Below are 23,053 nucleotides of genomic sequence, written 5' to 3'. Positions count from 1 at the left end.
TTCCTCCTATAAGTTGACTTTATCAAGCACTGTGCCTAGCCTAGCAAACAAACGTACTTGGAAATCTCGCTCGCTTGAGGCAATCTCGATCATTCTTGCCGCAATAGCCTCCGCGGCGGCAGCCTCATACTTGCGCATGTACATATACCGGGCGGCGCTCTTGCGCACCGTCTCCCAACTGCCCACAATGCCCCAGAACAGAAGAGTCAGCTCATCGTTCTCGCCGAACGCATGAGCAAGCCGGTACCGCTCCACCTGCTTCGCATTAATCACTTCATTCAACCAATCGACCAGGCTGTCCGCTTCCCTGTCAAAAGCATCCTCTTCCGAGACGATGTCCCGTACCCACCGGGCTATCTCCGCCAGTACGCGCTGACTGTTCTCCAGACGCTCTCGGCCTTCAAGCTGGCTTCTTGCAAAAAACGATTTGAAATCAGAGGCGATGTCAGAATCAGGGCTGCCAGCCTGAGCCTTCTCCAGAATGTAATGGCTGGGGCGATTCAACTCGTCCATGAAGTTCTCGGCAAAGCCCAATGAGGCTCGGACATAGTCCTCGTATTCGATGGTGCGAGCCGCATAGGATAAGTTTTCTTGCCGGTCGTGCTCCATAATATGAAACTGGCGAAGCTGGTCATCAAAGCCGAATACGAGCAGAGTATGGTCCACATGCCGCTTCCCGTACGTATCCTTGCGAATCGGCTCGTAATAGCTGTCTATCCATGCAATAACCGGTTTGCCAGCCCGGAGGGCCTCTACCGTCTCGGACAAGATTAGCTCATGATCATGGCGCATCGTCACTTGCATGCCTTGCAAACGAAATAGTTCATCAAGCGGCAGGACAGGGACATAGTCGATTCCATACGGCCGGCTGCCGCTGCCAGGCTGCCCGTAGACGATCAGATCATTAAGCATAAACGGCAGAATGCTGCGTTCGAAATGCCGGACAGCCGGAAACAGCGAATTGTAGAAGCAATTCCGGTAATACAAATCGTTGAATGGCTCGATATCCGGCAAAATGATGCGCGCCCCGGATGCTGTCCAGCCGTCTCCGCTTAATGGCTCCGCTGAGCTTGCTACAGCCAGCATAGCATCGTCATGCGCAAGTCCGGCTAAGCTTTGCGGCAGTACAGCTCCCTGCTCCAGCCACTCAGCAGCTCTGCGAATCGTCGGGAAACGATAAAGATCATCCGACTGCAGGGTTATTCCTTCCTTCTCCAGCTCCACTTCAAGCTGAATGGCTAGAATGGAATTGCCGCCAAGGGCAAAAAACGTATCGTCGACATCCATCTCCTCGACGCCCAGCAGCCTGCTCCAAGCTTGCGCAAGCTGAAGCTCCAAACCGGTATATTCGCCGCTGGTCTTGCCCTGCAGCCTCACAGCTGCCCGCTGTTTCTGTACAGCCCCGGACACCGGCTTCTCCCGCGAGATCGCCAGCGATTCTTCCTCTGCAGACGGAGCCAGCGGTTCAACCCAGCATCTAGCCGCTTGGAACGGATAGGTCGGCAGCCTGGCCTTCTTGCGAATTTCACTGCCATATACTCGGCTCCAGTCCACTTCCGCGCCGAGGCAATAACATTCGCTAAGCCGCTTCAGTTCCTCGATATCGAATGGTTGGCATTCTTCAAGCCGATCGGCACACTGCGCTGCCTCGTCGTTCAATCGCTGCAGCCCTTCAGCAGTCAGCTCCCCTGGCACCCGCGTCTCGCGGTGGGCGCTCGCCAGCTTATGCTCGCCGTAATACACTCCGCTCCCCTCATCGCTTGCCAAACCGTGACGGGCCAGCCTTGCGAGCTTGTCCTGAAGCTCCGGAAGGCTTCGGGCGATAACCGCGAGCCGGCTGCTGTAATGGCCTCTGCCTGCTGCAGCGGTATAGCATATGTCGCCAATGCTTGCGGCCTGCTTGATTAGCGACTCCGCACAGGAAGCGATCAACTCCTCCAGCGCGGTCTTGTTCTTGGCCGACAGCACCATCAGCTGCGGTGTTCCGTTCTCATGCCGGCCGGTGTCTTCCGCTGACGCTGCCGCAGCCGGAGCCTCTTCCAGCACGATGTGGCAGTTCGTGCCGCTGAAGCCAAAGGAGCTGACGCCGCAGCGTCTCGGATCGTTCCCCGCCTCCCACTCCTGCGCCCGATCATTCACGTAGAGCGGAGATTGGTGGAACGGAATGTTCCGGTTCGGCCTTGCGAAGTGGAGAGTCGGCGGCAGCGTCTTGTATTTCAAGGCCGCTATCGCCTTGGCTAATCCGGCAACTCCGGCCGCTGCGTCCAGATGGCCGATGTTGCTCTTTACAGAGCCGATTGCGCAGAACTGGCTTTTGCCGGTGAAAGCGCGGAAAGCGCGGCGAATGCCGTCGGCTTCAATGGGATCGCCCAATCTGGTTCCCGTTCCATGCGCTTCCATGTATGCGATCGACTCCGGATCAATATCCGCATCCCGCCAGGCCTGGACGAGAAGCTTCTCCTGGGCTGCCGCATTCGGCGCCGTCAGGCCCGCCGACGCGCCGTCCTGATTCATGGCGCTGCCCTTAATGACCGCATGGATGGGATCCCCGTCCCTCATGGCTGCAGCAAGCGGCTTCAGCAGGAATGCGGCCGTACCCTCGCCCCATACCGTACCGTCAGAGTCATCGTCGAAGGCGCTTGTCCGTCTTGCAGAAGACTCGATGCCTATCTCGTACAGCCCCTCCACCGGCAGCAGGCATACCTTGACGCCGCCAGCGACCGCCATCTCGCATTCCCCGTTGCGAATCGCGGTACAGGCCAGATGAACGGCAACCAGAGATGACGAGCAGGCGGTATCCACGAGCATCGCAGGGCCCTTCAAATCCAGCATATGGGCAATTCTTCCTGCCATTATGGAAGGCGTATTGCCTGCGCTGGCGGCGCCGATCTGCTGCGGGAAGTTTTTGGACACATACTGTCCGTAGACCGGCCAATCGGCGAATCCGATGTAAATGCCGGTACGGCTTCCCTTTATTCGTTGGCCCCCATAACCCGCGTCCTCTATCGCTTCCCAAGCCGTCTGAAGAAACAAACGCTGATTAGGGTCCATGAGCGACGCTTCCTTCGGCGACAGGTTAAAGAAGCTGTAGTCAAAGCCGTCGACCCGGTCCAAATAACCGCCATAGCTGTAACGGATTTCTTCCTTTCGCAAATGGGTGAAGGTGCGAATGAAGCCCTCCGAATCCGATTGTCTCGCTGCCGGATACGGCTGGATCAGATCTATTCCTTGTACAATATGGCGCCAGAATTGCTCCAGATTGTCCGCGCCGGGCATCTTCAGCGCCAGGCCGATCACAGCAATGTCCTTGGAAGGCTTCGGCCCTTGCTTCTTCACCGATTGCAGCAGCTTCAGGCCGGTTGCGGCGTCCAGCTTGCCTGCCCCGACGCTTTCGAATATCGTGCGTATGACGTTATCCATTGGCCACCTCCAGCGTATGATACCTGCTTACCGCTTCATCAATGGATAGCTCGCCTCGTTCAATCTGCTCCAATAGATGCATCATTTCCTGATCGAACTCATCATTCCCGCCATCTGAGTCTGTGCTATCCGTTACTTCGTTTGCCGTCTTCTGCCGAAGATATTCGGTAATTCGGGCAATGGTTGGGTAGGAGAACATATCGGCGATCGTCGTCATGCCCCGGTAGTTCTCCTCAATCAGCGTATGAATCTTCGTAATCAGGATGGAATCTCCGCCGATCTCGAAGAAGTTGGCGTGAACATCCAGCTCGTCATAACCAAGCACTTCCTTCCACGCCCCGGCAACATGCTGTTCAATCACGCTGTAGCTTCCAGCAGACTTGCCCTTCAGCCGGATCGGAACGGCCGCGGCCGCCTGCCTTCCCGGCGGTCCAGCCTTGCCTGGCCGTACGGCTGGATGACTGGTCTCTACACGGCGGAATGGCAGCAGCTCTCCCAGTGCGAACATGCCGGATCCTTCATTCCATTCTCCGACATAGACCTGATTGCACTCAAAAGCGAGCAGTTGGCGGAAAGCCTCCACTCCTTCGTGCGGGGCAAGGGAGCGGAACATCTCCTTGTCCTCATCCGTCTCGGAGTTTGCCGCCATTCCAGTTCCTTCCCAGGCCGGCCAGTTCAGGACCAGCGTTCTTCCGAATCGGCTCCGATAAGAAGCATAGCCATCCAGATAAGCATTGCCCGCTGTGTAAGGTCCCGATCCGACACCGCCAATTAATGTGATGGCGGAGGAGAAAAGGACAAAGAAATCTGGAGCATCCTGCCTCGTCAGCCGGTCCAGCAGCCATGTGCCTTTCATCTTCGGGGCTGTAATTTCCTTGAACTCACTCAGCTCAAGCTTGCCGATCAAGTTCCCTGCCGAGATTCCCGCTGCATGGACAACCCCTGCAATACGGCCATAATGTCCCCGCAAGCTCTCCAGCGCAGCCGTCAACTGACCGCAATCTGCGACATCCGCTTCAATCGTGGTCACTTGCGTGCCCGTCAGTTCAATTTCTTGAATGGCCCCGATGCAAGCAGCAAGCTTGGCATCCGTTCTCTCCCGCAATATCGCTTCCCAGCTCTCGCGCGGCGGCAAGGCGCTGCGGCCGATAAGCCCAATCCGTCCGGCGCCTTCGGCAGAGAGCAGCCTCGCAATATGAAGGCCGATACCGCCCATGCCTCCGGTGATCACATAGATGCCTTCCTTCGATAGCTTGATGCGGGTGTTCGGCAGCTCTGTCGGGTCAATGGGATGAATCCGGTCCGCATACCGCTTCCCGTTCCGATAAGCAATCGCGTAACTGTCGTATTTTTGCAAGATAGATTCATTCCATATCGTCTTGGCTGCATCCGCATATTCATCCAGATCGATACACGTCAGCTTTACTTGCCGGTTTTCCCAACCGACCGTTTTGCCTAGGCCGAACATCGCCTGGGATTGAGGGAAAACCCGCCCTTCATCTGATGGAAGCACCGAGTCCGCTCGCATAGCGGCTGCGATCATTTCTATTGGCCCCGTATTCGGTCCGCGAGCGAGCGCCTGCGCTAAGAAGAACAAGCCGTAGACGCTTGGCTCCAACTGCCCATCCAGCTCAGCCAGCGATTCCGCTTCCCCGTGCTCTCCTAGAGAACGAAGATAGAGAATCCGGTCAATTCGCTCATTCTGTAAGTCCCGGAACAGCTGGGCATAGTCGGCATCATTATCGCGAATGAGATAGGATGTGCCGCTAATCGCTGCATAGCTCTCCCCTGCACCCACTTCGATGACGCGGCATCCTGCCGCTCTGCCGATTTCGACGAGCTGTATGCCTGCATCTCCCTTATCCTTGAATACCAGAATCGTCTGCGGCAAGACGGAGCCATGAGCTGCCGCGATCGGCTGCTCGCTCCATACACGGCGATGGAACAGCTGCCGACCAGCCGCATCGACTGCTTGTGACTGCGGCGGCTCTGGAATGTCGAGCCAACAGCGCTCACGATCAAAGGCATAGGCCGGCAAATGGACCCGCCTTCTCTTCATTCCTGCATACAGCGACTCCCAGGGCAGTGACGCCCCCGCGACATAAGCCGCTCCCAGCTCCCGCAGCAGACTCTCGTCGTGCTGGCTTGCCTGCGTACGATAACGGCGCAGCAGCTCCGCCGCCGATTCGGCATCCCAGCTTCCTTCCCCATGGATTGCTGCTGACGACAGCACTTTAGCGAACAACCCGTCTTGCTCCGTATTTCCGTCCGCTAAGACTGCTTCGCGAAGAAGCGCGGCAGCTTCTTCAATCGTAGAAGCAAGCAGGGCAATGCGGTGCTTGTAATGCGCCCTTCCAACGCTTAGCGTATAGGCGACATCCTCCAAATCAAGCCCCTGATCGCGCTCGAAGCAGTCCAGAAAGCTGCCTGCAAGCATGTTCAATGATGTCTTCGTCTGGGCAGACCAGACGAGCAGGCTTGGCGGACGGCTTGCTGCCGGCAATGGAGGAATGCCATATTCCGGCGCTTCCTCCAGCACCACATGGCAATTGGTGCCGCTCATGCCGAAGGAGCTGACTCCGCATCTGCGCGGGTCATTCCCGCGTTCCCAGTCGATGGCGCGGTCATTGACATAAACCGGCGATTGCGCAAAATCAATCTCGCGATTCGGCCTCTCAAAGTGAAGCGACGGATAAATCCGCTTCTCGTGAAGAGAGAGAGCCGCCTTGACGAGCCCGGCGATTCCGGCCGTATTGTCAAGATGGCCGACGTTGCTCTTGAGCGACGCTACGGCACAAAATTGCCGCTGATCGGTGTATCTCCGGAATGCCCGCTCAATCGCCTCTATCTCAATCGGATCGCCTAGCTTTGTTCCCGTGCCGTGCGTCTCGATATATCCGATTGTCGCGGGATCAATGCCTGCTTTCTTCCACGCCTCCACAATAACAGCCTCTTGCGCCTGAACATTCGGCGCGGTAATGCCTACCGAGCTGCCATCCTGATTCATGGCGCTGGATTTGATGACGGCATAGATCGAATCCCGATCATCCTTCGCCCTCTCCAGCGATTTCAAAACGATTGCTACAACTCCTTCACCCGTCCCCGTCCCGTCGGAGCTGTCGTCGAACGTTCTGGCTCGCGCTGTTGTCGATTCTATGCCAACCTCCGCTTCCCTCAGCGGAATGAGATGAAGCTGAATGCCGCCCGCAATAACAAGATCGCATTCCCCGTTGCGAATAGCTTGGCAGGCAAGATGCACCGCAACCAGCGACGATGAGCATGTCGTATCGACAAGCAGGCTCGGCCCCCTCAGGTCAAGCAAATAAGACAAGCGGCTGGCGATAATGGATCGCACATTGCCGGTCATCGCAAGCGCCATGTTGCCCGGCTCCACATCCTGAATCATTTTTTTGTAGTCGGAATCCGAACCGTAGCCGACATAGACGCCGGTACGGCTTTCCTTCAGCTTCTCGCCGCTGTAGCCCGCATCTTCAATCGCGCTCCATGCCGTCTGGAGGAACAGCCGCTGGTTAGGGTCAAGCAGGCTCGCTTCCTTGGGCGACAGCTTGAAGAACCGGTAATCGAACTTGTCCACCTCGTCCAAAAAAGCCGCTTCTCCGTACGGCACCTCGTTCTCCGCCTTGCCGATCCAGCGGAAATAGCGATCCGTATCCGTTCGGCGCGAGGCGGGAATCGGCCGGACACAGTCCAGGCCGGCGCGCAGATTGTCTGCGAACTGAGCGGCCGAATCCGCCAGCGGGAGCTTCAGCGCAATGCCGATAATCGCAATGTCCGATTGCGATACGTCATCGAAGGTGACGTCGCCGGATGATTGCAAAGAGGTGTCGCTTAGCTTGATCGAACCGAAATCCATTTCCCTACACCTCCGCATGTTGTGGCTTGCTTTGCGATTTAGACGTTAGCAAATTGGGGGTATTGCGCTTCCGTTCCCGACTTCTCCAGAATCGAGCGGAATCTCTCCCTTCGCTCAGCCTCCGGCACCTTCTTCGTCTCCAGCATTCCTCTAAGCAGGTTCAAGGCTTCCTCCGCTTGCTGCGGAGACGGCATGGCGCCTTCACCCGCTTCATCCAGCTGCTCTTGCAGCCGCTGCAACTGGCGGTAAGGCTCCACAAAGCCTTGCTCGTATTCCGATAGACTGTCGTTGCGATTGCGGGTGCAGACTGCCGCAGCCACGCATAGAGTGACTACATTTTGTCTGGCATTCGTACGCTGCTGAAGCGCCATCTCGGCCGCCAGCCCCTCTCGGACTGATTCGACATCTCCCCCCGTATCCAAGGTATAACACTCGATGGTCGGCACATTAGGCTTCATCAGCCTAGTCAACACATTTTTGGCGCCAAGCTCGACCGCTGCCGATACGCCCATTCGAGACAAATATTGCAAGGACTCCGACCATCTGACCGGCGCTGTTAATTGAGCCGACAAACAGCCTGCAATCTCCTCGGGGTTTTCATAGGGCTTCGCCGTCACGTTGGAGATGACCGGCCATTTGAAACGCCCGAAGCGTATGGCTTGCAGCTCCTGCCCGAATTGAACGGCCGCAGGCTTCATGAGCGCGCTGTGGAACGGCGCGCTCACATTCAAGTAAGCGATTCTGCCGCCCTCCTGTTCCAATCGGCTCGCAGCCCGCTCGACAGCCGGGCCATGTCCGGATATGACAATCTGCTCCGGCGAGTTCAGATTGGAGATCGCGACGCTTTGCCGCGTATTCCCCTCCGCTTCCAGACATGCCGCTTTCACCGCTGAGGCGCTTAACCCGATAATCGCGCACATTGTGCCCGTACCCTCGGCTGCTGCCTCCTGCATAAGCGCTCCGCGCCGCCTGACGAGGCGAAGCGCATCGGCATAGGCGATCGCTCCTGCGCAAGTGAGCGCAGTAAACTCTCCCAAGCTATGGCCGGCCATGTAGAGGGGGGCGACGCCGATCTCTTCCATGTACACCCGGAATGCCGCGACGCTTGCCGCCAGCAGCGCAGGCTGCGCATTTTCCGTGCGGGTAAGCTCATCGGGATGGCCTTCTTGCATCAGCTTGCGCAAGTCGAACCCAAGCACGTCGCTGCCTTCCTCAATGGCCGCTCTGGCGGACGGATAGCGGTCGAACAGCGATTTTCCCATGCCGACATATTGGGAGCCCTGTCCCGGAAAAACCAATGCCAGCTTTCTCATCCTCCATTCCCCCTTATGATAAAATTCGGCTTTCCGCCAATTGGCGGAGCACGTCGGCGCTCTGGCTTGCAAGCTCTTCCATAGCTTCCCTCCGCAGCCGCCGATCGTTGAATTTCATATGAACAGTCAGTTGGCCTGCAGCTCCCGCCTCTTCGATGGCAACGACAAGCTCATAGGTCTCCAGCATAGCCGCATCCGCATGAAGCTCGCCGCTTCCGATCAACGGCAATATCTCCAAGTCGCCTTTCACAGACGGTACCTCTAGCGCTTTGCGATAGAGATAGCGCGTGGAATCGGAAGCCGACCGAAGCTTGGCAATGGCAGCGAACAAATCCGGGAAGCCGGATATGGCGTCCAGCTTCACATGCCACGGCGACGCTTCCTCCCCGTCATCCATCAGCATTTGAACGACAGCTTCGTTCTTCCCGCTTCTGACGCCGAATAGATAGGCGTATACAGACGCGACCACATCTGCCGCCGCAATCTCGTGCTCCTCTGCAATCGACTGCATATGCCGGTAGAGCTCGCTCTGCACATGATAGCGGACGGAGCCAATGCCGCTCGCCAGAGGATTGCGGGCAAAGCTGCGCTCCGTCATCGTCTGATAGCCTCCGAACACAGTCTCGTCGTAAGCGGTATACCGGCTCTCGATCCAGCGGGCCAGCTTGTGAACAGTGGAATAAGTGAACAAGTCGACAATGCCAAGTCCCCATCCGTGCTCCTTCTCCAGCTTGCCGTGCAGCTGCATCAGCAATATGGAATTGCCGCCAAGATCGAAGAAGTGATCATGCAGGCCTACGTCCTCCAGCTTCAGCACCGCTTGCCAGGCTCGGCGAATGTCCGCCTCCGTCCCGCTCATCGCTGCATCCTCCCGGGAACGGCGTGCCAGCGGCTGCGCGATGCTGCCAAGCGCTCTCTTATCCGTCTTCCCATTGGCCGTGCGCGGCACTTCCGGAATGGCATAGAAGTGCGACGGCACCATATATAAAGGCAATCTGCCCTCCAAATATTCGCGGATCTCCTCGGTATACAGCACGAGTCCCCCGGCTGCTTGGATATAAGCAGCCAGCGCCTTCTGGCCGTATGCATCGTCTGCCGCCAGCACAACGGCAGCTTCAACGGAAGGATGCGTCTGCAGATGATGCTCGACATCGCCGGGCTCTACGCGGTAGCCGCGGATTTTGATCTGCTCGTCCGCTCTGCCTAGAAATTGAATGCTGCCGTCCGGAAGCCACCTTCCTACGTCGCCAGTCCGGTATAGTCGTCCGCCTGATAGAAACGGGTCTTGCACGAAGCTTCCAGCCGTCAATTCCGGACGGTTCAAGTACCCCCGGGCAACCCCTTCGCCGCCTATGCAAATCTCGCCTGGGATGCCCAGCGGCTGCAATTGACCGGCCGCGTTCAGCACATAGGCCCTGTAGTTCCAAATCGGCTTGCCGATCGGGACGGAGCCTGTCTCGCCAGGGAGACAGCGATGATACGTCGCGCATACCGTCGCTTCGGTAGGTCCATACGTGTTGTATACCGCTGCGCCAACAAGCAGCTTGTCGTAATATTCCGGCTTAAGCACATCCCCGCCGCTTATAAAGATACGAACGCCTTCCCAGCCCTCTTGCTTGTTCAGCTCATTCAGAAGCAGAGGCGAGCAGGACACAACCGTTACCCCGCTGCCATGAATGAGGCGGCTCAGCCTGGACTGATCCAGCACATCCATCTTGTCTGCGATGACGAGTCTGCCGCCCGCCAGCAAGACCGGATACATCTCTTCGACGAATTGATCGAAAGAGCAGGACGCCTGCTGGAGGAATCCGTCTTCTTCCGTCAGCATGAACTCATGCTGGAAGGCCTTCACATATGCGGCCAGATTGCCATGCTCGACAACAACGCCTTTTGGCTTGCCGGTGGAACCGGAAGTGTATAGAATGTAAGCCGCATCGGTAGAAGCTTGCATTGGCTCCGCCGAGCAGCTTGCTTCCTCATGGAAGGATTGCTCTGCCGGATTCACATGCTTGCCGAGGTATCCGTACCGCTCCGCGGCATCCGGCTCTGCGAGCAGCAGCTTTGGGCCGCTATCCTCCAATATTTGCGCAATGCGCTCTGGCGCATATCCGTTATCAATCGGCACATAAGCCGCGCCGGACTTCAATACGCCCAGCATCGCAGCGATGAGATGCTCGTCGCGCTCCATCAGGATCGCCACATGATCGCCCGCCGCCGCTCCTTTTCTTCTCAATTCTGAGGCGATGCGGTCAGCGCGTTCATTCAGTTCTCCGTAAGTCAGCTCTTTTCCGCCGCATAGCACCGCGACCCGGCCGGGAGCCAGACAGGCTTGCTTCTCGAACAAGCGATGGACCGGCTCTCCCGAAGCAGGGACAATCGCTTGATTAAAGCGATGCACAATCTCGTCTCGCTCCTCTTCCGTTATCAAATCGACCATGCCGAGGGGGCACTCTGGCGTCTCTGTCATGGCCCGGATAATCCCGCGGTAATGTCCAGCCATTCGTTCAATGAAAGACCGGGAATACCGATTCTCATCGTATGCGATCTCCAGCTCTATGCCTTCGAAGGCCTGGATGCCGACCGTGATGCCGTAGTGAGTCGACTCTGTCATTTCATAATGCTCAATTCTCAGCAGATCGTCCTGCATCAGCTTCAAATCAAGCGGATAATTCTCCAGCACCACGATCGTGTCGAACAGCGGCTCTCTCTGGTTGAACCCGCTGTAAGAAGCGATATCGACCAGAGCGGTATGCTCATAATCCTCTCTGCGCTTCAGCCCTTCATTGACAGTCTGAATATATTGCTCCACCGGCATGTCTGCGCCAAGCTGCGTACGAAGCGGAATCGTATTAATGAATAGCCCTACCATCTCTTCTATTCCGCGAATATGAGGTACCCGCCCGGATACCGTCGTGCCGAATACGACATCGTCCGTCCGGCAGTAGCGGGAGAGCAGCAGTCCCCACGCTCCGTACATTAACGCCGCAAGCGTCACCTCCCGGCTTTGCGCCAACTGCATGGCCGCATCCGCCTCAGCTTGCGGCAGCCTCCGCCTGTACGGCCCCTCTGCAGAACGCACAGCACGGCCGCCAGATTGCTCCGGGATTGCCGTCCGTTCCGTCCAATCCGCCAGCTCGCGCTGCCAATATAGCCGCTGCGCTTCGGGATCGCGGCTCTGATGCCATCTTACAAACTCTTTGAATCTCGTTTTGCCGGCCGCTTCGTGAGAGGATGCGCCCATAGACAATGCCCGATAGGCTTGCAGCAGCTCCTTCAATAGAATGCCGTTGCTCCAGCCGTCGAACAGAATATGATGCCAGGTCACGATCATCTCGCCTTCACTGTCTGAGAGCTTGCATAATACTACGCGAAGCGGCGCCGTCTCTAGGTCCGGCACATTCCTCCGTTCGCGCTCGCGCTCAGCCTGTATGGCTTCTTTTCTCTCCTCATGCTGCAAGTCTGACAGATCTGCGACTCGTATCGGCGTCCCTGCCTGCTTTAATACAATTTGAACTGGCCGCTCCAGCAACTCGAACCGGTATACGGTGCGCAGCATTTCATTGCGGCGGATCACTTCTTCCCAAGCAGCCTGCAGCAGGTCCATCCGGCATTCGCCGGTGAACCTGACCGTCAGCTGCTGGACATATTCCTCCTGATGGCGGCCGCTCGCGTAATGAAACAGGAGCCCTTCCTGTGTAGGCGTCAGCGCCAGCATATCCTCGACATTCGCCCGATCCAGCTTTTTCTCCGTCATGCTTCCCCGCCCTCCCTGCTATAGCTAGAAACTTCGATTAGGATAAGACCGCATTGCTTGCGAGCTCCCGGGACTTCACTTCCACGACCTGTCCCATCTCCATCTTGATGGTCTGGTCTGCCAGATCGAAGTAGCGGTCATCATGTGTAATGGCTATGACGCATTTGCCCCGGTTTTTCAAATCAGGCAGCAACTGATGGTAGAAATAAGCGCGGTATTCCGGATCCTGATCGGCTGCCCATTCGTCGAACAGACAGAATGGCCGATCATCCAGATAGCTGATTAACAGCGCAAGCCGCTTTCGCTGACCGGTCGAAAGCTTGGTCGTATTGAACGAGCCGTTCTCAATCCCTACCTTATCCGTCAACTGCAGCTCCCGAAGATGCCGCTCAATCTCCAGCCCTTTCGTCGAGTAGTCGATGCCGTACAGCTTCTGGAACAGATAGAAGTCGCTGAATATAGCGGAGAACTGCTCGCCCAGCCTTCTGGAATCCGTCCCCTCGCCGTCAAGCCGCACCTCTCCCTCCGCAGGGGCGTACAAGCCGGTAATCAGCTTCGCCAAGGTCGATTTGCCGCTGCCGTTGCCGCCGGTGATGAACGTTATTTCGCCCGGGCGGAATTCGCAATTAATCGGGCCGACCGAGAACGTCTCGCCTTCCTTGTTGCTGTAATGGAATGCGACCGATCGAAGCTCCAGCAGCGCGGGAAGCGGCTCCGATTTCTTGCGTTCGTTCTCCTCGTGTATCGTATCCAGCTCCGCCGACAGCTGCTTGATGCGATTCCAGCTGATCCGAATCTGGATCGCATTGGGGATGGTATTGAGAATGCCATGAATCGGGCCTGTCATATAGAGCAATACGAACACATAATTGCGAAGCGTGTGCTCCTTCAGCTCGCTGAACAGCAGCGGGAACAGGAACACAACCGAACCGATGACAAATGTGAATAGCAATTCGCCGATGACATTGACATTGGCGTACTGAAGATCGCCTTTGATCCGCTTGTCCCGGTACGTATTGCAGCTCTCTTCCATATCGCTCTGAAAGCCTGCGCGCTTGCGTCTATTCAAGCTGAGCTCCTTGAAGCCGTGCATCAAATCGTTAATGAAGCGGAAAAACACATTTTGAATATCGCGGGTCTCTCCCCATATCCGGTTCGCCTTAATGCCCGTCACATAGTGAAGCCCGGCAGCCAATACGATAAAGACCATAGCGATCAGCAATCCTTGCAAGCTGATAATGCCCATATAGACAAAGCAGCAGATAAGCGTGACCAAAGCTGTCGCTCCTGTGATGACCACATTGGAGAAGCCGCTGATCCGTTCGGTATCGTTATTGAGCGAAGCCTGGATTTTGCCGTCCTCTACGTTTTCGATGCGCTGATAGGAGGTTTTCAGTATTTTCCCCAGCAGCTCCATCCGCGTCTCGTACACCATGTCGTTGGCTATCTTCACTAGTCTCGTCCGCACCAGCTTCTGTCCTACGACATAGACGGCTATGCCGAATGCAAAATAAAGGAACAGCCCGCCTTGGAAGTCATCCACGCCGCGGTTCAGCGTTTCATTAACGATGAATATAATCATGGCGTTGCCGAAGCCGCTGGCGATACTGAGCAGCACCAGGGCAAACATCGAGCGGTCGCCCGGCTTCGGGAACATGCTCGAAGCCATCATGTACAGACCGAACAATACGACAGTCGCCAGCAGCATAATCACTGCGTACAGAAGAGTGTCGGGCGCCCAGACCAGAACGAAGTCCCAATTCAGTCCCCAGAACAAGATGTCCGGGATACGGTACAGAGCATAGGCCATTCCGCCGAGGAATACAGCCAGCATCATCAGCTGCATGAGAACTGATAGCGGCTTGCCCTGGAATCTGCGCGACCCGCCCGCCGCTTGCGCAACGACCGTGCCCGTCTTCCATAGCACAAGCATCGCCACCGGTATGAGCACGAACAGGATAAAGGTCGCCATATTATCGATTCCTTTGTACTGGTCGCTTACCGGGTCAGGCGTATCCTTGCCGACAATGATATTCATAATGCCTTGGGCAATCGTTCCCGAATACGGCGAGTTCAGGTTGGCGAGCACCGCCACGCCTACACCGTCTTCGGGACGGAATACGAAGTAGGACGAATAGTTCGGGTTGCCTCCGGCATGCGAGATTTCGCCCGATCCATCCTGGTAGACGCTCCAGCCTGCCGCATACGAGGAGCCGTCGCCGCCGGGAGGTACCGTCCGGTCCGGAAGATGCGACTTTGCCAGCAGATCGGCGAAGGAGCCCGCGACCGCTTCGGCGCCAAGCTGAATTTTTAGCCATCTGGCCATATCCGTCGCATTCGAAATGATATAGCCTGCCGGAGTATTGCCCCGGTACATCGGCGCGTCGTATTCAGCCGTCCTAAGCATTTTGACCTTATAGCCTTTGGAGAATTGGTGCTGCGCCGCTTCCTGCCGGAACATGAACGTCGAGGTCAAGCCCAGCGGCGCAAGCACCTGCTCCTGCACATATTGCTCATAGGTCAGCCCGGATACATTCTGAATAATCAATCCAAGCACGTCATAGTTGATCGTTGCGTATTCATAGCTTTCACCGGGCTGCCGCTCGAGCTCAAGCCCCACGAGCGTGCGCACCGTCTCCTCAAGCGCGCCCTCGCCATCTGCCGCTGGAATATCGCCGATTGTCTTGAACGGCACGCCGCTTGTATGATGCAGGAATTGCCGGAGTGTGACGTCGGCAGGCATTCCTTTGTAGGTCAGCTCCAGCCAAGGCAGATACGACGTCACCTTATTATCCAGATTCAGCTTGCCTTCTTCCTCCAGCTGCAGCACGGCCAGCGCTGTAAACGCCTTGCTGGTCGAACCCAGCTCGAATAGCGTCTCTGGCGTCACAGGCACGTCGCGGCTTACGTCGGCATGGCCGAATCCCTTCTGGTATACCGTCTGTCCCCCGTTGACGATAACGACGGACATGCCCGGTATATTCGACTTGTCCCAGCTCTTCTCGATAAACTGCTCGATCTCCGCTTCCTTGCCGGACAAGTCGGCGGCGTAAGCAGCTCCCGGCTGGCTTACCGATAATAGAATTACGATACTGGCAATGAACAACAACCAACGTCTAATAGGCATCATCGTACACCTTCTGCTTCGTATATTTGAGAATTTCTTCTACAGCGCGGTCCAGGCCGCCCGTCCGCTCGAACGATTCGCGGACCCTCGCACAGCTCGCCTTGAATTCCGGCAGCGAAACTGCCCGATCTACCGCCTGCTTCAATTGGTCCGGCGCGGCCCGCGAATCGCGAATATAAATTCCTGCCCCTGCCCGTTCGACCATCAGCGCCCCCATATACTCGTCGAATACCTGCGGCAGAACGACCATGGGCACTTCGCTGCATAGTGATTCATAAATGCTGTTGGCGCCTCCGTGGGTAATAAAGAGTGCTGCACGGCTCAGTATGTCCAGCTGCGGTACGTAAGAGCGGACGATAAAGTTATCCGGAATCAATTCGCGAAGCCCGGCAAGATCTGTGCTGCCGACCGACATGACAACCTGGTACCGGCCATCTCCAAGTGCGGCGAAGCACGCTTCATAGGCATCCCTTAACTCATTCAGAATGGTGCCGAACGCAATATAGACCAGCGGCCTTCCATCCAGCAGCTCATATGGAAACTCAACCGCCTCCCGGCGCGGATGCAAGCTGTAGCCCGCGAACAGATGAGTGTCATCGAAGGCATCTTCGTAGATTTGAAATTCCCTGGATGTGAAAAGCAGATTAAGCGGCTGCTTGCTGCAAAACACATCATTGATCACATTCATAGGCGGCAGGTTGTATCTGAGCGCTATCATCCCGGAGAGGCGGTCCAGCAGCTTCCGGTATATATCGTGCTTGCCTCTGTTCCGCTCGTACAGCGGATCGCCTTGCGCCCTCAGGACGTATTCCATAAAAAACTGGGGGTCTCTGTCCGCCATCTCGTCAATAAACGGGAAATTGGCAAAAAAAGCGATGCCCGGCACATCCAGCTTTGCGGCCATATCCTTCCCCCATAAACCGAAAGCGTCATGGATGATATAATCAGGGCTAAGCTTAGCCACTTCATCGAACAAGGCGGACGTCAAAATCCGGCTCCGGTCCATGAGAAAATCGGCAAATACAAGAAAGGTGTCAATCCCGCTTCCCTTATGAGTGCTGAAGCCAAGCAGCCCCCGGTAGCTGCGGAACGATGCGCCTGTCCCTTCGATCTTATCGCGGAAGGCGTCGCTGCAATAATATACAACCTCCTCCCCGCGCTCGATCAGCTTGGAGACCAGTCCCAGCGTCGGGTTGACGTGCCCATGCAAATCCACGCCGAAAAACACGACTTTAGACATCAGATTCCTCCTTCCCATTCGCTTGTTACATCAAGAGGCTATCCAGCTCATCTTGAGACAGCTTGACCGTTTCGAAATCCGACGGTGTATATTCTGTTGTCTCTTTGCCGCAGCAATGATTGACGACTGCCGCGAGCTTATTCTTATAGGCTTGCATCCACGACTCCACAGTCGAGCTCAGAAACCGGTTGGCGCTATAGGCGGCATGGACCCGCAGCTTGCTGCGGACGACGATGGCATGAATATCAATCAGTGCCGTAAGCTCATTGCGCCTTCCAGACTCCGCGCCGCTGGACTCCTCAGCCAAGTCGAACCAGTCATTGCGGAACTCGCTGTCAAAGCCGCCCATGAAATTGAAGCGCACCAGCTTGTCCGCGGCATATTCTACAGGAATGTCTCCCCGCTGCTGCAGCAAGCCGAATCCGGTACCGTTGCCCGGCACCCCTCTCAACTGCTCCTTCACTGTCTTGATCCATGCCTGGAGGCCGCTTGCCGTATTCGACAGCTTGAGCGGATACAGCGAGGTGAACCACCCTGCCGTGCGGGTAATATCGGCGGAATGGCCAACCGCCTCTCTTCCGTGCCCCTCCAGCTCAATACCGACTTGCTCCAGCGAAAAATGTTCAAATAGCGATTGACCCAGCGCCGCGATCAAGATATCCATCGGCTTCGTACCGTATGCGAAGTGGGCATCTCTTAGCAGGCGCGCAGTCTCCTCCTCCGTAAATTCGAATACCGCTTCTCTTGCACTCTCCATATCGTCGATGCCGTCTTCCATATCGAACGGAATCGTCCTTAGACCGCTTGCGGCCGACTGCCAATACAATGATTCCTGATCTGACAGCCGGTGCTGATGCCATTGCTCGGACCATTCCTGCACGGATGCCGTCTTATCCTGAAGCTTTACGGGTTGTCCTGAACGGAGCCCCTGCAAGCCGGCAGCCAGGTCCTCCAGTAGAATTCGCCAAGTGACGCCATCTACGGCGATATGATGGGCGGCCAGCAGCAATCGTCTGCCATTGCGCCCCAGATCGAACAAGCAGGCTTGAAGCAGCCGTCCTGCCCGCAGGTCGCATGCGCCTTTTACGGCTTCACCGATACGTGACATGCTGAGCAACTGCTCTTCATCCGAGCAGTCCGCTAAAGAATGAAAGCCGATCTTAACCTGATATTCCGGATCGTTCACATACACGAATGCATCAAGGTCAGAATCAATTCCAATCCTGAGAGAGTCGTGATGCTCAACCAGCTTCTGCAGCACTTGCTCCAGCTCGGCAAGCGTCGCTTCTTGCTTTAGGGCCAGCAGGACGGATTGATGATAATGATTCCGCTCCCGGAAGTTCTGGCGGAGAAACCAGGAAGCGATCGGCCATGGGCGGATTGGGCCTGCTGCTTGTGTCTGCGGATAATGCGCACTCTCGCTCATAGGCTGCATCAATCCGGCCATATCCTCTATAACAGGAGATCCCAATATCTCCTTGACTTTGATGCTGTAACCAAGTCCGTTCAACCTGGATGCGGCCTGAATGGCCTTGATGGAATCGCCTCCGAGATGATAGAAGTTATCCCGGATTCCAACCGGATGAATGCCAAGCAGCTCGCTCAGCACTTCCAGCAGCGCATGCTCTGCATCGTTCCGTCCCCCCTGGTACGGCACATCGATATTCGAAGCCGGCTCCGGTTCCGGCAGCAGCTTGCGGTTGACTTTCCCGTTCACACTAAGCGGTATCTCGTCCATCGTTATGAAATAAGACGGAACCATGTAAGCCGGCAGCTGCGCCGACAGGCTCTGCCTTAGCTCCGCATGACTGAGCTCACCGGCGCTGACAATATAGGCGCATAGATACTTGCTGTGGTCGGCATGCTCCCTATCAATGACAACCGCATCGCGCACCCGCGCATCCTGCAGCAGCGTCTTCTCAATCTCGGCTAATTCTATTCGATGCCCACGAATCTTCACTTGATGATCCGTGCGGCCAGCATATTCAATCTTGCCATTCCGAAGCCTCTTCGCAAGATCGCCTGTACGGTACATGCGCTTGCCCGGAAGGAATGGATTGTCTACAAACCGTTCATTGGTCAGATCAGTCCGGTTCCGGTAGCCTCGCGCCACCCCGTCCCCGGAAATATACATCTCGCCCAGCGTGCCGTCCGGCACAGGATTCAAATGCGGATCAAGCAAATAGATCATCACATTATGCGCAGGTATGCCGATAGGCACCGATGCCCGCGTATCTTCATTCGGATCAAACCGATGGATCATGCAGCCGACGACCGTCTCCGTCGGGCCGTATTCATTCAGAACGTCAATATGGCCTCCCCAATTGTCATATATGTTGCGAGCCAAGCTCGTCTTTAGATCCTCACCTCCAACGATAAACCGCCTTACGGATGAATGGCGGCAGTCGATATTTTGCAGCAGGGACAGATGCGCCGGCGTCAGCTTGACTACCGTACACTGGTTGTCTTGAAGAATGCGATAAAGGATAAATTGCTCGCCGTTATCCCGGTACACCACAATCATGCCCCCGCAGATAAGCGGCGTAAATACGGATGTCACCGTCAAATCGAATGCCAGCGAGGAATAGAGCGGGAATATGGCAGGCTCTTCCTTCGCATACATGAGCTTCGCCCACCAGATGTAGTTGGTCAGCCCGCGATGCTCGATCATTGCCCCTTTGGGCTGTCCCGTCGAACCTGACGTGTAGATGATGTAAGCCAAGTCATCCGGTTCAAGCCGAACCTCCGGGTTGATGCTCTCATCATCAAAGCTTGACGCCGCTCTTAGATCCAGGAAAGGCACCGGATACTGGCCTTCAATGCCGTCTATATTCGTCAGCACAAGCTTCGCTCCGGAGTCCTCCAGCATGTAGCGGATGCGTTCCTCCGGATAAGCAGGATCCACCGGCACATATGCGCCTCCAGCCTTCAGCACTCCCCATATGGCAATGACCGTCTCTGCTGCATGATGGGTCCATATGGCGACCGTAGTTTCTTTGCTGACGCCAGCCCCGATCAGCCGGCGGGCCAGCCGGTTGGCCGCTGCGTTCAGCTCGCGGTAAGTGAGCGCCCCTCCGTCATGTTGAACGGCAATGCGTTCAGGCGTCAGTTGAACCTGCTCCTCGAATAGCTGTACGACCGTCTTGTCGTGCGGATATTCGGCTGCCGTATCGTTAAGCTCCATAAGCTGCCTATGCCGCTCTTGCTCCGACAGCAGCGAGAGACTTCCGAGGGCCGAATCCGGTGAGCCCAGCATTCCGTCGATCAACGCAAGCAATCCTTCTGCCATTTCGCTGATCTGCTCTTCCGAATACACATCCGTTCGATAATCCAGGTCAAGCGTCAAAGCTCCTGAATCGGACCAATTCTTAACGATCCATTGAAGCTCGTACGCTTGATGGCCGTTATAAAACTCGATATTTTCTACAGGCGTTCCGTTCATGCTGGTGGTTAGCCTTGTATTGTAATAGTTGACGCACGCGTGAAAGAGCTGGTCATATCCCTTCTTCTTGAGATCCAGATCCCTGACGAGCAGATCGTAGGGATATCGCTGATGATAGTAGTTATCCACAAGCTCTCTTTGGAGCCTGACCAGCGATTCCGTTACCGAGGCATCTGGATTGACCAGGAAGCGAAACGGCATTGTGCTCGTGAACATGCCGAACATCGCTTTCTCCCTCTTGCCTGACCGGTTCAATACCGGGGTGCCTGCCACCAGGTCAATCTGGCCGCTCCGCTTGTAGGCATACGTAAAGTAGACGAGCAGGAAAAACGTATTCAGCGACACGCCAGCCTGTACCGCCTTATCGCGAATTCGCGAGGACAGGTGCTGATCCAGCTCGATAGTGGTCCTTCTGCCGTCTGTCAGGAAGGAATCCCCCACGGCCAGTCCCTCTGGCAATCTATCGAATTGACGAGACCAATACAGCTTGTTTTTCTCATAACGCTTCGATTGCAAGTAGCTTTGCTCGCTATTCAAATAGTCGAGGTAGGAGGGAAATTGCACATCAGTCTCAGCCATGCCTTCTTGAGCTAGCAGCGTATAGTATTCCGCGATTTGCGAGGTCATGATCCCGGTGGACCAGCCGTCGCATATGATATGGTGGCACTTGAACAAGTAGCCGCAGTCATCCTCATGTATGCGGAACATGGCAAAATAATAGAGCGGTGAATGGATGAGCTTGAACGGAGCGCCCGCCTCTTGATTGACCCAATTCCAGAACGCCGCTTCAGGGTCGGGCTCTGACGAAAAGTCGAAGAGCTCAAGCTGCTGATGGCTAAAATCCGTTACGTACTGCCTTGCCTCGCCATCGGACTCGTCCAGCTGCAGACGAATGCCTTCATGGCTGGCAATGAAATGTCCTATTGCCTTCTCCAGCAATTGAAAGTCCGTGCGGCCCTTGATTTTTACAGGTCCGCCGATATTGGACAGGGACGTATCAGGGAAAATCTTCTCTAAATACCAGATTCGCTTCTGCGGATGAGAAAGCGGCACAGAATCATAGACGTTACGGGAAACGTCTGGCGCCAAAGACATCCGAATCACCTCCGGGTTGATGTGTAACGGAACGTGAACGCGGGCCGATTCATGCTGTCTGCGATATTCGTTCCCATACGCCAATAGGCGGACGGGATCACTTGTCCAATGTACGGGAGCAAATCTCGTTGCGGTATTGCTTTGCTGGGTGCTGAACGATTCTGGCTGATTGCGGGCCGATTCAAGGTGGATGTATGTCGCGGTCATGTGGTCATGCAGGCTTCATCTGGGTGATGCGGGTAATGGTCGTGATGGCGAGGGAGCTCAATCTGGTTGTTGCGGGCAGTTGTCGTGGTGATGGTCGGGTACAATCTGGGTGTTGCGAGTCGTTGTCGTGGTGGGAATACCGGTAACTGTCACATTGCGCGTCCATTCGACTTCACAGTATGCAATAGATTCCGATAAAAGTAAATTTAGTAGATTCGTGCGAATTTAGAAATAATATAACAGAGTTCTTCTCAATGCGTCAACAAATGCGATACTTATATCGACAAGTTTACAATATTGCCATGAAACGTTTGAAAAATCTATAAACAAACATAACAACGGAACAATCCGGTGTTATGCAGAGCTATAACAGGGTCAGAAGATCCGCTTCCATCTTGCCAATCACAGGCCGCGATCCGGACTCAGGCGCATAAGTAAAGCCCTTTCTGAGACTGGCCTCCTTATTGTAAGTCCAAGCTAGTCAAGGCGATTTACACCTTTAGCTGGATAGGTGAATATCCTTGATTAGAACAGGAATGGAGGTTTGTGCGTTGATTCCAAAATACCCGTACTTCGGTCACGAAACCCAGTGCAAGGAAGTGCCGATTACGTTCCCGCCCCAGCATCAGGAGAAGCAGCCCGGCATCGAGTCGATCATGGTGCCCGCTCCGATATCCGACAATCCAAGCTACAAAGGCAGCGGCAAGCTGGCCGGCAAGATTGCCGTCATTACAGGCGGAGACAGCGGAATCGGCCGGGCAGTGGCAATCGGCTTCGCCAAGGAAGGCGCAGACATCGCGATTGTCTATTTGTATGAGCGGGGAGACGCTCAGGCTACGGCGCAGATGGTTGCGCAGTATGGAAGGCGCTGCCTGCTTATTGAAGGCGATCTTAGACAGCCCGCATTCTCTCCGGAAGTGATCCGGCTGACGCTGGCCCATTATGGCAGGCTTGATACGCTTGTACTGAACCAAGCTGTCCAGTTTCCCCAAAAATCCATCGCCGATATTTCCCATGCCCAGCTGGAGGATACTTATCGCACGAATATATTTCCGCATTTCTATATGGTGCAGGCCGCGCTCTCCCATCTCCAGCCGGGGAGCACCATCATCAATACCGCATCGGTCACGGCATACGCTGGAGCCCCGCTGCTCGTCGACTACTCCTCTACCAAAGGCGCGATGGTATCCTTTACGCGCTCCCTTGCGCTTCAGCTTGTGGACAGGGGCATTCGGGTCAATGCAGTTGCCCCGGGGCCGATCTGGACACCGCTCATCGTCTCCAGCTATTCGGCGGATTATGTCAAAACCTTCGGGCTGGAGACGCCCATGAAACGGGCCGGACAGCCGTTCGAGCTGGCTCCGGCCTATATCTATCTGGCCTCGGACGATTCCTCATTCGTCACCGGCCAAGTCCTTCATGTCAATGGCGGCATCATGACGGAAACGTGACACCTGGTCGGCACCGCTAAGCTGACTGACACAAAGGGCGGGCATTCTATACATGCTTCGCCCCTCTATCTGAGCGATTTCTATCGAAAACAATGGCATGCTGCCCGATTACATACCGGACCTGCGCTTT

8 protein-coding genes are annotated in these 23,053 nt (G+C 55.8%); 1 reads left to right on the top strand and 7 read right to left on the bottom strand.

What is annotated here, in order from left to right:
• Nucleotides 1–6: 6 nt before the first annotated feature.
• The 7 genes from D3P09_RS18405 to D3P09_RS18375 are packed head-to-tail and all read right to left on the bottom strand — an operon-like array spanning nucleotide 7 to nucleotide 21,265.
• Nucleotides 7–3,420 carry a beta-ketoacyl synthase N-terminal-like domain-containing protein gene (locus D3P09_RS18405; protein ID WP_120112867.1) on the bottom strand — a complete coding sequence of 1,138 codons (3,414 nt, stop codon included), beginning with the start codon at nucleotides 3,418–3,420 and terminating at the stop codon, nucleotides 7–9.
• Nucleotides 3,413–7,294 carry a type I polyketide synthase gene (locus D3P09_RS18400; protein ID WP_165867497.1) on the bottom strand — a complete coding sequence of 1,294 codons (3,882 nt, stop codon included), beginning with the start codon at nucleotides 7,292–7,294 and terminating at the stop codon, nucleotides 3,413–3,415. Before D3P09_RS18400 ends, D3P09_RS18405 begins: the two co-directional genes overlap by 8 nt.
• A gap of 38 nt (nucleotides 7,295–7,332) precedes the next feature.
• A complete protein-coding gene (gene fabD / locus D3P09_RS18395; RefSeq protein WP_120112865.1) occupies nucleotides 7,333–8,607 on the bottom strand; it encodes an ACP S-malonyltransferase in 1,275 nt (424 codons plus the stop codon).
• 13 nt (nucleotides 8,608–8,620) lie between these two features.
• The gene (locus D3P09_RS18390) at nucleotides 8,621–12,361 is read right to left on the bottom strand and encodes a non-ribosomal peptide synthetase (protein WP_120112864.1); all 3,741 of its coding nucleotides are present in this window, start codon (nucleotides 12,359–12,361) and stop codon (nucleotides 8,621–8,623) included.
• A gap of 37 nt (nucleotides 12,362–12,398) precedes the next feature.
• Nucleotides 12,399–15,491 (bottom strand): cyclic peptide export ABC transporter, encoded by a 3,093-nt coding sequence (locus D3P09_RS18385; RefSeq protein WP_120112863.1) that lies wholly within the window; start codon nucleotides 15,489–15,491, stop codon nucleotides 12,399–12,401.
• A complete protein-coding gene (locus D3P09_RS18380; RefSeq protein ID WP_165867496.1) occupies nucleotides 15,478–16,728 on the bottom strand; it encodes a macrolide family glycosyltransferase in 1,251 nt (416 codons plus the stop codon). Before D3P09_RS18380 ends, D3P09_RS18385 begins: the two co-directional genes overlap by 14 nt.
• Before the next feature lie 25 nt (nucleotides 16,729–16,753).
• Nucleotides 16,754–21,265: a non-ribosomal peptide synthetase gene (locus tag D3P09_RS18375; protein ID WP_165867495.1), complete on the bottom strand. Its 4,512-nt coding sequence runs from the start codon at nucleotides 21,263–21,265 to the stop codon at nucleotides 16,754–16,756.
• A gap of 758 nt (nucleotides 21,266–22,023) precedes the next feature.
• Here D3P09_RS18375 and D3P09_RS18370 point away from each other — a divergent pair.
• On the top strand, nucleotides 22,024–22,923 hold the full coding sequence (locus tag D3P09_RS18370; protein WP_120112860.1) for an SDR family oxidoreductase: 900 nt from the start codon (nucleotides 22,024–22,026) through the stop codon (nucleotides 22,921–22,923).
• Nucleotides 22,924–23,053 lie beyond the last annotated feature (130 nt).

The organism is Paenibacillus pinisoli, assembly GCF_003605435.1.
GTDB classification, from domain to species: Bacteria; Bacillota; Bacilli; order Paenibacillales; family Paenibacillaceae; genus Pristimantibacillus; species Pristimantibacillus pinisoli.
This window is presented reverse-complemented; position numbering and strand designations above follow the sequence as displayed.